Source organism: [Clostridium] symbiosum ATCC 14940 (genome assembly GCF_000466485.1).
Lineage (GTDB): Bacteria > Bacillota > Clostridia > Lachnospirales > Lachnospiraceae > Otoolea > Otoolea symbiosa.
This window is the reverse complement of sequence record NZ_KE992843.1, coordinates 28277-43827: the sequence shown is the minus strand read 5'-3', so window position 1 is coordinate 43827 and position 15551 is coordinate 28277. Positions and strand designations below refer to the sequence as shown.

The following is a 15551-nucleotide window of genomic DNA, read 5'->3' as shown; positions in this document are numbered from 1 at the left end:
ACCGGCGGCGTCCTCACCTGCTTAACTAAATCTTCATAGTGTTAACTAAATGACATTGAAGGCTCAACTGTAACGATAAGGAGTGTATATCTATGTTACATATTGAAATTCCAAAACACAGGAGTTCCCTGCCCGGATATCTGTTTTCATTTCTCCTCCTCATTATTGTCCTGTATCTCTTCCTTTATTCCATGGGAGCCATGCAGAGCAGGACAAAAGAGGATCAGTTAAATATGCTGACGGATGCCATCCGCAGGGCCAGCGTCCAGTGCTATTCCATTGAAGGCCGTTATCCGCCCAGCGTTGAATATCTGGAAGATAATTACGGCATTGTAATTGACCGCGAACGCTATAATGTGTTCTACGACGGCTGGGCCGCCAACATTATGCCGGATATCACGGTTCTGCCCGTGACCGGGCAGGCAAAGCAGGGAGGGCAGCTATGAAAAAGACTGTATCGCGTCCCTCGGAAGGCATGGATTTTATCTTTTCCATGCTGCTGTTTCTTGTATTTATTCTATGCTCCGTCTTCACTATTCTGATTGGCAGCCGCGTATACGGCAATATCCGCGCCAGAAACGACGCAGCTTTTTACTCAGACACCGCATTGAGCTATATCACGAACAAAGTACGCCAGTCCGATCGGACCGGCAGCATCAGTGTCCGGACGGTTGAAGGGCAAAGCATCCTGGTGCTGGCCTCCGATTACGACGGCATCCTGTATGAAACCTGGGTTTACACAAAAGACGGCTCACTGCTGGAGCTGTTTTCCGAGCAGGGAAGCGGCCTCACCGTAGAAGACGGCCTTCCTATTATGGACTGTGAGCCCATTTCCTTCTCCATTGCCGATAAGAAGAACGGAGCGATGCTTGAGATTACCCTGGAGGAAACGCCTTCCCCCAGAACTGCCAGCCTCTTTCTTCGCAGCAGTTCGAAAGGAGGCCGCAGGAATGAATAAAAAACGGACATCTTATGCTTTTCTGATGGAAATGCTGTGGGTATGTGGTTTTTTCGCAGTGGCTGCCTGTATTTTCGTACTTGCGTTTGCAAAGGCCGACCGGCTCAGCCAGAATGCGGAAAACTTAAACCACGCCGTTCTCGCCGCCGAGAACGCAATTGAAACTGCTTTTGCCGAATACGACGAAGCGTCTGCCCCCAGTGAGACACATTCCGGTTTTGACAGATATTGGAAGATATGTGAACCGGCCGATTCGGAAGCTGCCTATTTTATGAAAATTAATTCATACGCGGCAGAAGGACTGCTTCACGTATCTGTGGAGATCAGCGATATCAGAGGAAAAGGAATGGAAACTATCTATACCTTGAGCGGCGCCCGAAGTCTGGCCGCTGAAAGGAGGCTTCCATGAAAAACAGAATCAATATAGGCACAGCCTCCATTATCCTTATTTTTATCATCCTCTGCCTCGCCGTTTTCTCTCTCCTGAGTCTGAGCGATGGGAATTCGGCCCTTGTACTGGCCAGACGCCGTGCAGATTCGGTAACCGCCTACTATCAGGCCGATGCCATGGGCCAGGAGTTCATCCAGGCTGCCGTCTCGGCTCTTGACGGTAACAAAAGCATGGAGGAGGCCCTTTCTGATGCAGCTTTACTGATGCCTGAAGGAACGGAGTCAGGAGTTGATGAGGCAGGCAGGCTCTACTGTGAAATACCGATGAATGCCGGCCAGGCTCTCCGAATTGAACTGGACGGCAGTAGCAGGGAGGTTCTGGCAAGCTATGTCTACAATCGGGAAGATTATGCGATAGACGACAGCCTTCCCGTATGGATCGCCCCTGATGAATAATGAAGAACAAGGTTTGAAAGGAGATATACCATGCTTAAGTTTTTGACTGACGCCGTGGAGAAAAATGCATCCGACATTTTTATAATCCCCGGCCTTCCTCTCTCCTATAAAATAAATGGTAAGATTATTCCAGTCGACGATAATAAACTGATGCCCGCCGATTCGGAGGCTCTGATCACTGCGCTTTATGAGCTCAGCAACCACAGAAGTATGGATAAGCTGCATACCTACGGGGATGACGATCTTTCCTGTTCTATCAAAGGAGTCGCCAGATTCCGCGTGAGTATCATGAAACAGAGAGGCTCCCTGGCCGCCGTCATCCGTGTTGTTCACTTTGAGATACCCAGACCGGAAGATATGAACATCCCTCCGGAAGTCATCCGGACGGCAAACCTGAAAAAAGGGCTTGTCCTTGTCACCGGAGCCGCAGGCAGCGGAAAATCCACCACTCTGGCATGTATTATCGATGAAATAAACAGGACGAGAAACAGCCACATTATTACTTTGGAGGATCCGATTGAATATCTGCACCGGCATAACCGTTCCGTTGTCACCCAGCGTGAGATTGGACTGGATACGGACAGTTATGTAAATGGACTGGTGGCTTCCCTCCGGCAGGCTCCCGATGTCATCCTGCTCGGCGAGATGAGGGATTTCGATACGATTAAAACCGCGATGACCGCCGCGGAAACAGGCCATTTGGTGATTTCAACCCTGCATACCATCGGGTCCGCCAATTCGATTGACCGTATCATCGATGTATTCCCTCCCGACGGGCAGCAGCAGATACGCGTCCAGCTGGCTATGGTTCTCCAGGCCGTCATCTCCCAGCAGCTCGTCCCTACCGTCACCGGAAGCATGGTGCCCGCCTTTGAGATCATGTTCCTGAATGATGCAATCCGCACAATGGTTCGGGAGGGCAAGATTCATCAGATAGATAATGTAATCGCCACCAGTATGGCCGAGGGCATGATCAGCATGAATAACAGCCTGCTGCGGCTTATGCGGGAAGGCAAAATATCCCGTGACACCTGTATCAGCTACAGCAGTGATCCGGAGCAGATGCAGATGCGCTTAATGTAAAGCCGGAATCACGTAAAAAACGGTGAGAAGTCCGCAACGCGGATTTCTCACCGTTTTTCACGTGCCACGACCAGCAGTCTGCCGTCTTTTAGTGTGTATTCACAGGTGGTCAGTGTAATAAGCTGCCGAGGCCATTCGGCCGTAATTCCCGTATCATAGGCAGCATGTTTTTTTATGTACTGTACAAAGCTTTCGTATTCTTCCCGTGTTCTGGCTGCCAGCACTGCCGCAAATCCGCTGCTCAGCTTCTCGGCCGGAAGTCTGACAACTCCCACTATCTCATATACCGATGACGAATCGGGTGTATCCAGACAAATTTCCGGATGTTCCTTATAATATTCCTCAGAACCGTATTTTTCCAGTGAGGCAAACATGGTTCCGTTTTTCATATGATGTCCGTAAATGACGCAGTTGGGACTTGCCTTCCCTTCCTCTGCCTCCGCTTCGTAAAGCGCTTCATCCTCCCGGAGCCGGCAGGCCGCATCCATATAAATCATCCCATATGCGGAATATCTGCCGTCAAATCCCCTCCTGTAGTAATAATCCGGACTGTCCGGGGTTTGCATTACCGGGTAATCAATGGGTGTTCCCGCAATCGTGATCCATGCCGCCACATCCTGATTGATCTCCTTCAGAAGCCTGCAGCCTTCCCGGCGCTCCTGCGCCGACTCATATTCTGCCGCTCTCAGGGAGGCCTCATCCAGCCGGCTCTTCTCGTTTATTGTAAGAGCGGGCGATATTGCTCCGCGTATTTCCATTACCGCCGCAATATCTCTTTCACTGTGGCGGTACTCTTTTTGTGTTTTTACATACATTACTGTAAAAACCGCCATGGAGATGAGGCTGAGTGTAAATACGGCCGTACACAGCCGTCGTTTCATCTTGTCGGTCATAAATCACTTTTTCCCTCCGGTATACTTTTTCCGGCGGATTAATGCGGTGCAGCCTGTCAGAATCGAAATCAGCATGCCTGCTGCATATGCCCCGGCTCCCATATCCCCCATTTTGGGAAGAGAGGGCAAAGCTGCCAGCGGCACCGGTTCATCCCCTATCTCCTCCAACTGCGGTTCTGCCTGCGGAAAACTGGACAGCGGCGTATTGCTGTCAATGATTACCGTAGTATTTCCCCTGTCCCGGTCATGGCCGCCCGATGAACCGCCTGAGCCGGTTGATGGAGGCTGCGACGGCTGTGAAGCGCTGCCGGTTTCCCCGGTTGATTCCTCCGCAGAAGATGTGGGCGAAGCTTCCGTCGAGGGTTTATCCGTCTCTTCCGTTGACGGCGCTTCCGTTGACGGCGCTTCTGTTGACGGCGTCTCCGTTGACGGCGCCTCTGTTTCAGGCGGTTGTTCCACTTCCAGTTTCGGAGCTGCCGTCACCTCATATTTCATGACCATTTTTCCGCCTTCGTCCACCATCATGGGCAGTGCTGCAAAAAATGGCATCGACTTCACTATCCTGTCCGTCCCGGGTGTACCGGTCTGGCTTACAAGATACAGGCCCCGTTCGAGACCGCCTATCTTTGCCCTCCCATTTTTATCGGTTACTTCGCTGCCAGCTGCTTTTATCTTATTCTCAGAGACAAAAGCAGCTGATTTTACCGCATTTTTCTGCATGGCTGATTGACTTGAATCATTCAGGCCGTCAATGTCCAGTCCGGAAGCCGCAAAGTCTCCTGTCAGGATAAATACTCCGTCCTGCGGCATTTCAGCCACCTGATAGACAGACCACTCAACACCTGCTATTCCCGTCCCATCTGAGGATGCCTGTATTGTAAGCGCGGCCTTCTCACTCTCCGCCGGCACAGCAGCCGCAGTCTGTACTGCAAATGCCGCCGCGAGTATTGCAGTGATGAGAAAGGTGCCTGCCTTCTTTGCAATTCCTTTATGTTTCATCGCGTTTCCCTCTTTTCTCCTCTACCTTTTCTCCCCCTTCACCGGATGTGTATGGCGGCCATTGCTTCCTGCGAAGTCCCATCGGAGGTTACCTCATAAGGAATCCTTACCCCACGCACCAGAAGACGGTGGCTGTTAATCCCATACGGCGTGCAGGTAAACAGTGTCATATATTCCCTGCCCGGCACCGGATCGAGCAGTTCCAGCTGTGTCGGAAGAACCGTTTCTATCTGTTCTATCTGATAAGCCATAATCCGGTCAAATATGTGGAAATAAAATATGTCCCCCTTCTCCATCTCTCCCAAATCCGTAAAAAGCCTGGCGGACGGCAGCCCCCTGTGTGCCGATATGACGCTGTGTGTCCCACTCCCGCCTGTAGGAAGGGCTGAACCATATAAATGGCCCGCCCCTTTCTTCAATACCTCCGCCGATGTGCCGTGATAAACCGGCAGGTAAACATCAATCTTTGGAATATCGATATAGCCCATCACTCCGTTAATATTCAGCAGGGCATTATACTCCTCATCTTCTTCCGAAGGATCAGCGCCTCCCGTCCGGAAGGGATCCATCGAAAGTGCGCCGGATAACCGGCTGTTATATACTTCAGCCCTTGCAAGCATTTCCTCTTCCTGCGTTTTACTCAGCTCCCGGACCCCCTTTTGATACCCCTTGATATCGGACGCCGCCGCTGCCTGGTAATACATATTGCTGATGTCCGGATAAAAGTACATTCCGGCTCCGGCAAGCAGTACCAGGACGGCCAATATGATAATTCCTTTTCTCTTCATCCGTCTCTCCTTGTCACAGGAACCGGCTCCGTTTAACGTCTTCTTTTCTGCGCCTTCTCCCTGACAAACCTCCTGTGAAGCAGCCGATCAGAACGAACAGCGACGCAAGCATCATTCCGGCTCCCTTTCTGCGGAGATGGTCGGTTCCCGCCCCTCCTGTTTCCGGCAGGAAAAAGCTGCTTCTTATATTTGTGAAGGTACAGGAATAGCTCTTACCGTCCGAGGCATTTTTCAATACGGCAGACGGAGGATTCTCGGGATCGAAGAGGGTGTCCTCTCCGGCGCCGCCGCCGAATTCCCTGACAGACACATAATATCCGTCGCCGTCTCTCTCGGTAATCCGGTAATTCCGGCCGGCCAGAACCGTAAATTTCGCAGTCTGACCATGGGTCAGGGTAAATTCCCCATTCTCCGCAGTTTTCCCGTCTGATGCGGTTTCACCGGTTCCCGGGGTAAGCTGATAGGGCTGCCCGCCTGCGCTCACCCATTTCCCGGTATTGGCCCCGTCTTCTTTCTCTAGACGGAAGGTAAATGCCTGAGCCTTATCTTCCTCAAACCGGCTTTCAATCTTTTTCGTTACCGCAAGGGACGCCGTTGGTATCCGGACGCCTACTTTGGCCGGCTCCACGGTGATAGTCGACTTATTTGTGGAGTTGACGGCCCTGTATGCGTATCCGAATGTGTTCCACGCAACCGGCTCATTGCTCAGATCCAGTTCTGATGCCTTCGGAAGCAATGCGCTGAAGGTTACTATAACCGTATCATTGTTCGTAAGTCCTTTTAACGCGTCATTTTCCACCTCGATGCGGAAGGTGTCTCTGCCTGCGGCGGAGGACTCCCAATCGGACGCGCTGTCCGGTTCCCAATATCGTGCAGGCAATGCGGAGCCTTTGCCGAATTTCGTGTTCCAGTCCGCAAACGTGACATTATAATCTCCATCTTTAAGTCTTACCATTTGTCCGGACGCTTTCCTGATCCGGACTTCGATTGCAGGCGAGTCGGGAAACGATACTTTGAAACCTGAATTTCGCTGCATGTTGTTTACAAGTCCGTTATCCTTCAATGCCGAAAGACGATCCACTATTACCAGGTTTTCAATCCCCTTTTCTACCTGATTCCTGATGTTGAGCGTATACGTAACTTCGCTTCCGGCATCGGCAATAATTGAATTGCGGGAGCTGTCGGTGCCGGTGCCGGTCCCCTCTGTTCCGTTGAAGGAGCCTCTGATTTCTTTCCACGCCTCCGTCTTTCCGTCACCGAAGAAAATATTGACCGATGCCTCCGCACGGACACAGACAGGCTGATTGCCCTCTTTGACCAGCGTGCCTTCACAGGCAGCCGTATAACTGTATTCCCGGGCCGGTATTAAATCAGCCTGGTTCACATAAGTTCCATATTTAGCCGTTCCGTCGCCGTCAGCCCTGGAGCCTATTCTGACTGTAATTTTGCCTTTTACCGGAATGGCCAGGTTTTCATTCGTCTTCACGGTATGGCCGTCTGCACCCGTTATCAGGTATCCTTCAGACTGTTTCTCAATCTTCCAGGAGGCTGTCACATTCTTTCCCTCTTCGCGTCCGACAGCCGGTTCCGGAAGGGGTATCTTTTTCCCGCCCGAGGTGACAATATAGGTTCCGTCCGCATCGGCTTCGTTGTAAGTCAGGCCGGCCGGGAACACATCCCTGATTGTATAATTTTCAATCGGCCCTCTAGTCATATGGCCGTTGGTTCCATTATACAGGGTCACCTGCCAGCGCATCGGATTGTTCGGAAGGAAATTGTCATTTTTACCGTCCGGTTTATAATCATACCAATTATTCGAAGCATTGTACTGAGCCAGACTCTTTCCGATACCGGGAGTATAAATTCCCGCCGCGGCGACATCAGCGGAAGCGGTTATAATCTTATATAAGTCATCGGAATAAGATTTTCCTCCCACTGCTCCGCTCAAATCAGAAACCGGCCTGTCGAATGCTTCATCCGTAATCGCCGTCTGGTCAACAATGACACCGGTAGTATTAGTAAGTTTCTTAATACCGTCAAGATCTCCCGTGACTTTTGCAATTATTCCGTATACCACACTTCCGCCCGGTTTAACCGATGGAACGGGGGACAAACCTGTCTTTATGGCATCCGTATCGTAAAGCCGGACACGGTAAGTTGTCTTACCGCTGTTCATCGATGCAAAATTTGCTCCATGGCTCACCGCCACCTCTGCATCCGTTCCCCATTTTCCTGCGGCCGCGTCTTCATAATACAGCCAGTTTTTACCGGAAAACTTATTGCTTCTTTCTTTAATCCCCAGATCCAGCGTATCGCTGTCTCCTACTGCCCCAGGTATCTTCTTTCCCCGGTCCGCACCGTTGAATTCATAAAACCGTTCAAACTGCATTCCGGCGGGCAGCCAGTCTTCGATTTCATAGATGCGGAGAGGTTCTTCATCACTTTCGTTATTAATGGTGATCCGGTAGAAAACATAATCTCCTTTTCCGACAGTGAGAGTCGTTTCGTCTTCCGCCAGTCCTGTTCCGCTGCCAAGAACCGGATTATTCCATTTGGCGCCCTTCAGATAGACATGGCCCCCTTCTTCTTTCAGCTCCCTGGCGACCGCGTATACCTCTTTATCAATCGAGGCCTTCTGGACATCCTCGTTAATTGTAATTGAGGCGGACGCCCTGATCGCAAATTTCCGCTCCGGTTCCTTATCATAGGCCAGAGAAGCGCTGACCGTATTTTCGGGGAACAGAACCGATGCTCCCTCCGGTATCTCAAGATAGATACGGAAAACAATACTTTCCCCCTTTGCCAGTTCCACGTTCTCATCCAATGCCTTTGTCCCGCTCTGGCCGGGCGTCAAACTGAGCCAGCCCTTAGCTCCCGTTTTCTTCATAAATACAGATCCCGGTTCACCCAAATCCGCGTTTGCATAAATCGGGCGGATTCCGTCTCCGAACAGGTTTGATATGTCGTCCGAGACATTAGCCTTAAACCTGTCAATACCCGTATTTTTAAGCGTCATCTCATAACATACCACGTCTCCGGCCCGGAACGTAACGCTCTGATCGACAGGATGGCGCCTGCTGTTCTGCTCTGTAATACTGCCCTTTTCCGATGCTCCGATAAAATAAGCTTTCTTCTCAATCGATGCTCCGATTGCATAAAGAGTTGCGCTACCCGGCTTATCGAAGCCCTCTCCTTCTCCGCCTCCTGCATGAGCCTGGTTGGTAATCTCGCCTTCGGCCTCAATCCTCCCCTTTAATTTAATATTCTCCGTCACACCAGGTTTGAGATAGACTCTTGCTTCCACGGTAATTCCGGATTTCCCTGCAAGCGAGAACGCGCTCCAGGAAGCCGCGCTGTTTCCCTTATTCTCATAGCGTTTAATCTCCGTCCCATTCTCTTTTATGATGATAATTGCCTGTGAAGGAATATTGGAGATTTCCTTTAACGTTACGGAGCCGGGCCATTCGTCTTTTACCGTAATCCAGTGGGAATTGTGTACGCCTCCGGTTAATCCCGCCATGAGATTATATGTCACGTCGCTGCCCACTGCCGGCTGGCTGCCGCCTGTTCCGGCATTTACGATGGTCTTCCTGAATGTGACATCGCTCTCTTGTAAAGTATTCAGGTTCACGAATACCGTCGCATCATCCCTGCCAAGGCTTTTTTCTCTCTGCACATCTGAACTGCGGTACCATCCGGCTGAATTGGTCTGCGTCGTATTGATGTTATTACCGGAAAACTCTGTTTTCGATTTAAAGGCGGCTTCAAATATGACAACTGCTTCCCCGCCGGACGGAATCAGAATGTTTCCCCATACTTTGACGGCCGGGGAAACGGCCGTATTGGCAGGAAGATCCGTAAAAGCGTCTGCCGGAAGCTGTTTTCCTTCCACCATCACCTTTAATGTCTTAACCGACGCAGTGTCAAGCCCCGCAGGAAGAGAGTCCACGATGTCAAACCGTTCTTCTGCATAACCATTATTTTTGACCTTGATTTTATAACGGACTTCCCGGCCGGGTTCGAATATCTTATTTTCCCCCTCTGCCTTAACCTTGCAGTCCCTGTCTGTATATGCCTCTTTCGTCAGAGGATAAGCGGAATTTGCAGTCAGGTTATTTTCTGCTTCACTGTGGTGATTTGTTTCTCCGTCGTTCTTTTCCAGGTCCGTGTTGTCTGCCGTCTCATCATACATGATGGAATAGGCGTCAAAATACGCTTTGCACGACACCGACGGATTCCGGCCGGAAACTGCTGCATTCCCGTCATATTTAATGATGCCAGCCGCCTTTTTGAGAACCGAACCGATTCCCAGGTAGACATTCATCTCATCACTTACGATGTCCGCCATATCTTTTGGCCCGTCTGTTGCCAAAGTTTTGTTTTCTGCCGTGTAGCGCACTTCAAAACCGGTTATGATATTCGTTGAAGAATCGTTGTTTTGGTAAACCGGCGTCACCTTTACTTCACCGGAATGATATCCTCCCGGAAGCTTCAGTCCAATCAGCTTTGCCACATTACGGCCATCTTTTGTCAAATACAGTTCCCCTTTTTTGACTGAGGCATCAACAGATAATCCATATCCGGAAATATCCAGGGCAAACCCGTCAAATGCAATAACGTCGAGGACTGAATAAGATTTTGTATAGAGGCGGCCCACATCGCTTCTGTAATCTTTTCCTGCTGAAATTTTGTAAATAATTTCACCGTCAGCATTTCCCACATTTGTTCCTGCCGCCATATTGCCAAGACTGCCGGTATTGGACAGCTTTACATCATGCCACCAGTACCGGGCATTGCTTCTCATGGTGACTGCTTCCCCTTCGATCAGGGCAGCATCTCCGCTGTGAGCAGGGCCTGCGCTGCTCTCATATGCCTCTTTAAGCTCCTCCCTGTTCAGGATTCCCGGTGTAGCCGTAATTGCGGAACCAATCGGTGTAATATAGTTATCAAAGGTAAAGAATATTGGAAGATCCGTGATTGCAGTTCCGCCGTTCCTGATTCCAAATACCGCTAATCCGGCCCCGGTGGAATAAAAATAGGTGTTCGTTTCCGCCGTTATCATCTGCCAGTCATTACACTGCGCCGCGTCCGCATATTCGGAAGATTCCAACAGCAGTTCGTGGATGGCCTTCCATTCCCTTTGTTTTTCACTGTTCAGGGACGAAACCGGCCTGGCGCTCGGCTCACTTTCCGGGCCTTTTACATTCCCGTAGTCATTGCCCTTATCATCCTCTATCTTGAATCTTACTGTGAAATAAGCGTATTCCGGCAGTTTTTCGTCAACTACACTGTAATCGGCCGCAATATGAAAGGTTCCGATTGCGCCTGACATTACCTTTTCCTCACCATCGGCCAGAAAGGCCTGAACCTGTGCTATTTTTCCGTGCGCATTCGTACCGCTCTCCGCAAATGCGACACAAAATCCGCCTGCCGGTACCGTCATTCTGGGGCCTGCCGCATCTTTCGGGTCATCCGGACTGCCGGGTGAGGCTGCCTCTCCCGGAGTGGAAATGTCTCCGTTCTGCACCAAATCCGTCAGTTCATCCTCTCCCAGCTCTTCCCTGGCCCCTGCTTCGGCAAAGCCGTATCCCTGCATCTCAGAACCGGTTGCTGTGGAAGATGTGGCGGCGGACGGGCTTGCCGGTTCCGTGCCATCCTCGGAGGGCGTCGCTTCCGAGCCGCTGGCCTCCGGCGGCGTGGCTGCTGCGCCGTCCTGTTTATACGTAATAATTGTCATAGAGCGTATTACGATATCGTTCGCATCGACTATCTGCAGCGTAAATACACAGTCACTGTCCTTATTTCCATTAAATCCGATAAATATTACGTTTTCTGCTGCGTATTCGGCTTCACTGCCCGATGCCGGAAGCTCCTCCCCGCTGACTGCCACAATGACAGAACAATTATCGCCCGCCTTTTTCTGTTCAATAATGGATGTTCCCATCAGGAAAGGCGTAATCTTGTCAATTGCATCATCTTTCAGCTCTTCATTTGCATAGGGAAGCTTCTTTCTGTCTATATTCGGAACATACTCATGGTCCTTGCCGGCCGCCCGCTTCACACCTTTTATAATCTCTTTTTCACTGACCGTGATTACCTTATAAATCGTGTCGCCGGCATACGTACGAACGGCGCCAAGGCTGCCGAACACCATCTGCACGACTATACAGATGCCAAGCCATGCGGCCATCGTTCGTCTTAACCTGCCATCCTCTTTTATTTTCCTGAACATTCCCGCCATTTTTTCTCCTCATTTATCCGTTTTAATTCTTTAATCATCCAGAGCAGCGTCTATCAGCTTAAGCGTATTATTTTTATTATAACAAAAGAGCTGCCTCGCGAATTACCTCGCCAATAGCAGCTCCTGATTTTTTTATTCTTTTTACTGTTTTTATAACTTTTTTACCTGTTTATACCGGAATCTCATTTCCAGTCCGGAGTTTCCCCCTCCTGTGACAGTTCAGGATTCAACATTTTGACCAGGGACTCTACCGAATAACTGAGTTCCCCTTTTGCTCCTTCGGTTTGCTTCCATCTGTCAAGACACCTGGTAAATGCTTTGTTGCAGTTCTCTTTCTCTGTTCCGACCAGAATAATCATATACTGGCTCTTGCTGTAGGTGGTGAACAGATCTCCTCTTCTGAACGATGACCGGATTACCTCCTTCAGGATCTCCATCTGCGTCTCCAGCTTCTCCGAATCCGTTATCTCCTTCCCCATCCGCTCGGTCAGGTTCAGAAGCATCAGGAAAATAGATCTTCCGCTTCTCTCTGCCACTCTCGCAAGCAGCTGGCAGGAGTCAAGAAAGCTGGGATACAGGCAGTAATAGGCGCCCGTATTCTTCTGCTCCCTGAAGTTTTCTTTTAAATCTTCAAAATTCCCTACCGGATTCTTAATCTGACTCTCTATCCTGCGCAGACGGCTTACCATCTCAGGCCCGGGCGGCACGCCCAGCTCCTCGCAATAGAGTTTGGCCGTATTCCGATAGACGTCATATGCCTCTTTATACTCCTTCAGCAGCATCAGACAGTCAATCTCCTGAATCTGCCATTTATCAAAGGGATATAATTTGCCGGCTTTCCGGTAAAGCCGAAGCTCTTCCTGATACTCGCCGGCCTGTCGGAGATATTCCCCCAGCTCCACCACAGCCTGCTGATACATTCCCTTAAGCTGCAGATTCCGCTCAATGACCCATAGCTCCGTAGAAAATTCCGGCAGCAATTCACCCGTATACAGCCGTTCCGCCGTTCTTAAAAAACCGATGCGCCCGGCGCCTGCCGATTCCTTTGCCATGCTGATGCATTCGGTAAAACGGACGGCATCTGTTTCTACCGGAAAACTGCTGCTCCAGCGGCACATGCCGCTTTCGAGAACAACATATTCCTCTTCCGGCAGTCCGGCTAAAACAAGCTGCTTTTTCAGCCTGTAGATAACATTATTCAAATTCTTGTTGGGATTTACCCCGGCATTCCAGCCATAGAGCGTATCTATCAATTCTTTTTTGGAAATCCCCTGGTCGGCATGAAGGAACAGCAAAAGCAGAAGCTGAATAAATTTCATATTACTGCTTCTTGAAAATGCAATCTTTTTTCCTGCATAAGTCATCGAAAATCCGCTGAACATATTCACTTTCAGAATTTCCTGCATTCCCGGACTATAAATCTGCTCTTCCATTCAGCTCCCCCTTTCCGGACAGACAGTAATTTTTATAAGAGTATCTCTATTATAATACATTTTCCGAGTATTACCATCTTTTTTATCGTAAGCTTTGGTAAAGTATTGCGGTGACCTGTGCGCGGAGCGTGCAGGTTATCGTTGCTGTTCTTGCCGACAGTGCTGTTGTTTCAATTAGGAACGTGTCAGTGCAGTTTCTGACCGGCTGGAATATTTCCCGACAACCGCGTTCATCTCATCCCACTTTTTCTCCATGTCGGCCACAAGGGCAAACTGGGTATGGCAGCGTTCAAGATTATGCTTCTCTCTGCTTATTTTGAAGTATACGTCGCCCTGGAGATAATCCGTAAGAAAGCGGACTCCGCATTCATACGTCATAAGCTTGGCTCCCATTGGGAGCATCTGCACCTCTTCTTTTGTCAGGCTCCCATTGCAGCCGTCCATATATCCCTTCGTATAAATATCGAACAGCGGCAGTGATAATCCTGCCAGTGAAACGTCCTGTTCATCTTCGGCCGCAGTGTTGGCTCCAAAACGGATAGAATCACCAAAGTCAAAGATTGACAGCCCGGGCATAATCGTATCGAGATCAATAATACACAGCGCCTCTCCCGTCGAGTCGTCAATCATGATATTATTAAGCTTTGTATCGTTATGGGTAACGCGAAGCGGAAGCCTGCCTTCTTTCAGCATATCCATCGCCACTCCTGCCTCCCCGGCCCGTTCCAGAACAAACTCAATTTCTTTCCGGACAGAAGCGGCGCGGCCGCATACATCTTCCTCCACCGCCTTTTTCAGCGTCGCCAGACGTACCGGAGTATTATGGAAATTCGGAATCGTCTCATATAGTTCATCCGCCGGATACTGGGATAACTGCCTCTGAAAACGGCCAAATGCTTTCGCGCTCTGATAAAAATCTTCCGGTTTCACTACTTTATCATAACAGGTTGCATTGCCGATGAACAAATAGGAGCGCCAATATTGGCCGTCACTGTCCACATAATAGTCCCTGCCGTTCTTAGCCGGCACCAGGTTCAGGGTCTCCCTCAGCGGATCCCCTCCCTCCTTCTCAATCTCCCTCCTGAGAAAGCTTGTGACACCGGTGATGTTCTTCATCAATGATACAGGGTCCTTAAAAACTTCACGATTCATCCGCTGCAGAATGTAGGCGTGTCTCCCGTCCTCCGCCATCGTACTGACATAAAATGTGTCGTTGATATGTCCGTGGCCGTAACGGTAATATTCCTCCGCCGCACCTTCATAGCTCATATTAGCTATGGCCTCTTCTGTCTTCAGTATCTTGCTAACCATCTATCTGTCCTCCCAGAGTTTCTCGGGGTAAATTCCTGCATCTTTCATACCCTGGATGGCATCCATTACCATTTGTTTGTCTTCTTTGTAGGTGACGCCGTACCAGCGGTCAGGAGTATTTAAAACCGTTACCTCAGCCCTGTTTTCTTTTAACAGTTCATCTACGACAAATGGGAGAAAATATTCGCACTTAACCGGATTCACAGGAAGATTTGCTTCCAGGAACGGAACAAATCTGGCTTCCAGCTCCGCCAGAATGCTCTTTGTAAATCCCCACATATTCATGGAAACGATGGTTCCATGGGGAAGATATACCCAGGTTTTTCCGTCGTCCTCGGTATACTCCGCTCTGCCGCCATGATTTTCAATTCTGGTTCTCTCCTGAATATCCACCAGCCTGTGATTCTCATCCGTACTGCAGATGCCCCTGGCCACATGGCCGTTTTCCGTTATTGAATTATACAGCTCATAGCCTACCATAGTATACTGATATTTCTCATCGTCGCCATGGGAAGCAAGCTGGTTATAAATTTCACGGAATGCCGTTTTGCCATAATAATCGTCTGCATTGATAACGGCAAAGGGGCCGTCAATCACATCCTTGCAGCACAGCACCGCGTGCCCCGTTCCCCACGGTTTTACCCGGCCCTCCGGTACTTCATATCCGTCCGGCAGCACATCCGTCTCCTGGTAAACATACTCAACCTCAACGTGCTTTTCCATGCGGCGGCCGATATGCTCTTTGAAATCTTTCTCTATCGCTTTCTTTATAATGAACACGACTTTTTCAAATCCGGCTTCAACTGCATCGTAGATTGAAAAGTCAATTATCAGGTCTCCCTCCCGGTCTACCGGATCGATTTGCTTCAAACCGCCGTATCTGCTGCCCATTCCGGCTGCCATAATTACTAATACCGGTTTTTTTTCCATATTATTAATACATCCTTTCACTTGAATTTGCCATAGAGCGTGTTTGAAAATTGCTTTCCGTCAGATGTA

At 49.8% G+C, this 15551-nt stretch carries 12 protein-coding genes; 5 read left to right on the top strand and 7 right to left on the bottom strand.

The window, feature by feature from the left end; all coding sequences use genetic code 11:
- Nucleotides 1–92: 92 nt before the first annotated feature.
- The 5 genes from CLOSYM_RS04895 to CLOSYM_RS04875 are packed head-to-tail and all read left to right on the top strand — an operon-like array spanning nt 93 to nt 2887.
- The gene (locus tag CLOSYM_RS04895; RefSeq protein ID WP_003497925.1) at nt 93–446 is read left to right on the top strand and encodes a hypothetical protein; all 354 of its coding nucleotides are present in this window, start codon (nt 93–95) and stop codon (nt 444–446) included.
- A complete protein-coding gene (locus CLOSYM_RS04890; RefSeq protein ID WP_003506022.1) occupies nt 443–958 on the top strand; it encodes a DUF4860 domain-containing protein in 516 nt (171 codons plus the stop codon). Before CLOSYM_RS04895 ends, CLOSYM_RS04890 begins: the two co-directional genes overlap by 4 nt.
- Nucleotides 951–1367 (top strand): hypothetical protein, encoded by a 417-nt coding sequence (locus tag CLOSYM_RS04885; protein ID WP_021641194.1) that lies wholly within the window; start codon nt 951–953, stop codon nt 1365–1367. Before CLOSYM_RS04890 ends, CLOSYM_RS04885 begins: the two co-directional genes overlap by 8 nt.
- Nucleotides 1364–1804: a hypothetical protein gene (locus CLOSYM_RS04880; protein ID WP_021641193.1), complete on the top strand. Its 441-nt coding sequence runs from the start codon at nt 1364–1366 to the stop codon at nt 1802–1804. The genes CLOSYM_RS04885 and CLOSYM_RS04880 overlap by 4 nt, the downstream gene beginning before the upstream one ends.
- A gap of 30 nt (nt 1805–1834) precedes the next feature.
- Entirely contained in the window at nt 1835–2887 is a 1053-nt protein-coding gene (locus tag CLOSYM_RS04875) for a type IV pilus twitching motility protein PilT (RefSeq protein ID WP_009297908.1), read from the top strand.
- Between the two features lie 47 nt (nt 2888–2934).
- Here the strand turns inward: CLOSYM_RS04875 and CLOSYM_RS04870 are convergent, their stop codons facing one another.
- The 7 genes from CLOSYM_RS04870 to CLOSYM_RS04840 all read right to left on the bottom strand — a co-directional run bounded on the left by CLOSYM_RS04870 (nt 2935) and on the right by CLOSYM_RS04840 (nt 15482).
- Entirely contained in the window at nt 2935–3780 is an 846-nt protein-coding gene (locus tag CLOSYM_RS04870) for a class B sortase (protein WP_021641192.1), read from the bottom strand.
- A 3-nt stretch (nt 3781–3783) separates the two neighbouring features.
- Entirely contained in the window at nt 3784–4779 is a 996-nt protein-coding gene (locus CLOSYM_RS04865) for a pilin N-terminal domain-containing protein (RefSeq protein WP_021641191.1), read from the bottom strand.
- Nucleotides 4780–4817: 38 nt separating this feature from the next.
- The gene (locus CLOSYM_RS04860) at nt 4818–5567 is read right to left on the bottom strand and encodes a class C sortase (protein ID WP_021641190.1); all 750 of its coding nucleotides are present in this window, start codon (nt 5565–5567) and stop codon (nt 4818–4820) included.
- A gap of 13 nt (nt 5568–5580) precedes the next feature.
- Entirely contained in the window at nt 5581–11808 is a 6228-nt protein-coding gene (locus CLOSYM_RS04855; protein ID WP_021641189.1) for an isopeptide-forming domain-containing fimbrial protein, read from the bottom strand.
- Between the two features lie 182 nt (nt 11809–11990).
- Nucleotides 11991–13241 (bottom strand): AfsR/SARP family transcriptional regulator, encoded by a 1251-nt coding sequence (locus CLOSYM_RS04850; RefSeq protein ID WP_021641188.1) that lies wholly within the window; start codon nt 13239–13241, stop codon nt 11991–11993.
- A gap of 174 nt (nt 13242–13415) precedes the next feature.
- Nucleotides 13416–14552, bottom strand: coding sequence for a phosphotransferase enzyme family protein (locus tag CLOSYM_RS04845; RefSeq protein WP_003506001.1), 1137 nt, complete (start codon nt 14550–14552; stop codon nt 13416–13418).
- Nucleotides 14553–15482: a nucleotidyltransferase family protein gene (locus CLOSYM_RS04840; RefSeq protein WP_021641187.1), complete on the bottom strand. Its 930-nt coding sequence runs from the start codon at nt 15480–15482 to the stop codon at nt 14553–14555.
- Nucleotides 15483–15551 lie beyond the last annotated feature (69 nt).

Bases quoted from the DNA above. Each gene is read 5' to 3' on its own strand.
- CLOSYM_RS04875 (WP_009297908.1), top strand. From the start codon at position 1,835: ATGCTTAAGTTTTTGACTGACGCCGTGGAGAAAAATGCATCCGACATT.
- CLOSYM_RS04860 (WP_021641190.1), bottom strand. From the start codon at position 5,567: ATGAAGAGAAAAGGAATTATCATATTGGCCGTCCTGGTACTGCTTGCC.
- CLOSYM_RS04855 (WP_021641189.1), bottom strand. From the start codon at position 11,808: ATGGCGGGAATGTTCAGGAAAATAAAAGAGGATGGCAGGTTAAGACGA.
- CLOSYM_RS04890 (WP_003506022.1), top strand. From the start codon at position 443: ATGAAAAAGACTGTATCGCGTCCCTCGGAAGGCATGGATTTTATCTTT.
- CLOSYM_RS04870 (WP_021641192.1), bottom strand. From the start codon at position 3,780: ATGACCGACAAGATGAAACGACGGCTGTGTACGGCCGTATTTACACTC.
- CLOSYM_RS04845 (WP_003506001.1), bottom strand. From the start codon at position 14,552: ATGGTTAGCAAGATACTGAAGACAGAAGAGGCCATAGCTAATATGAGC.
- CLOSYM_RS04880 (WP_021641193.1), top strand. From the start codon at position 1,364: ATGAAAAACAGAATCAATATAGGCACAGCCTCCATTATCCTTATTTTT.
- CLOSYM_RS04865 (WP_021641191.1), bottom strand. From the start codon at position 4,779: ATGAAACATAAAGGAATTGCAAAGAAGGCAGGCACCTTTCTCATCACT.
- CLOSYM_RS04895 (WP_003497925.1), top strand. From the start codon at position 93: ATGTTACATATTGAAATTCCAAAACACAGGAGTTCCCTGCCCGGATAT.
- CLOSYM_RS04885 (WP_021641194.1), top strand. From the start codon at position 951: ATGAATAAAAAACGGACATCTTATGCTTTTCTGATGGAAATGCTGTGG.
- CLOSYM_RS04840 (WP_021641187.1), bottom strand. From the start codon at position 15,482: ATGGAAAAAAAACCGGTATTAGTAATTATGGCAGCCGGAATGGGCAGC.
- CLOSYM_RS04850 (WP_021641188.1), bottom strand. From the start codon at position 13,241: ATGGAAGAGCAGATTTATAGTCCGGGAATGCAGGAAATTCTGAAAGTG.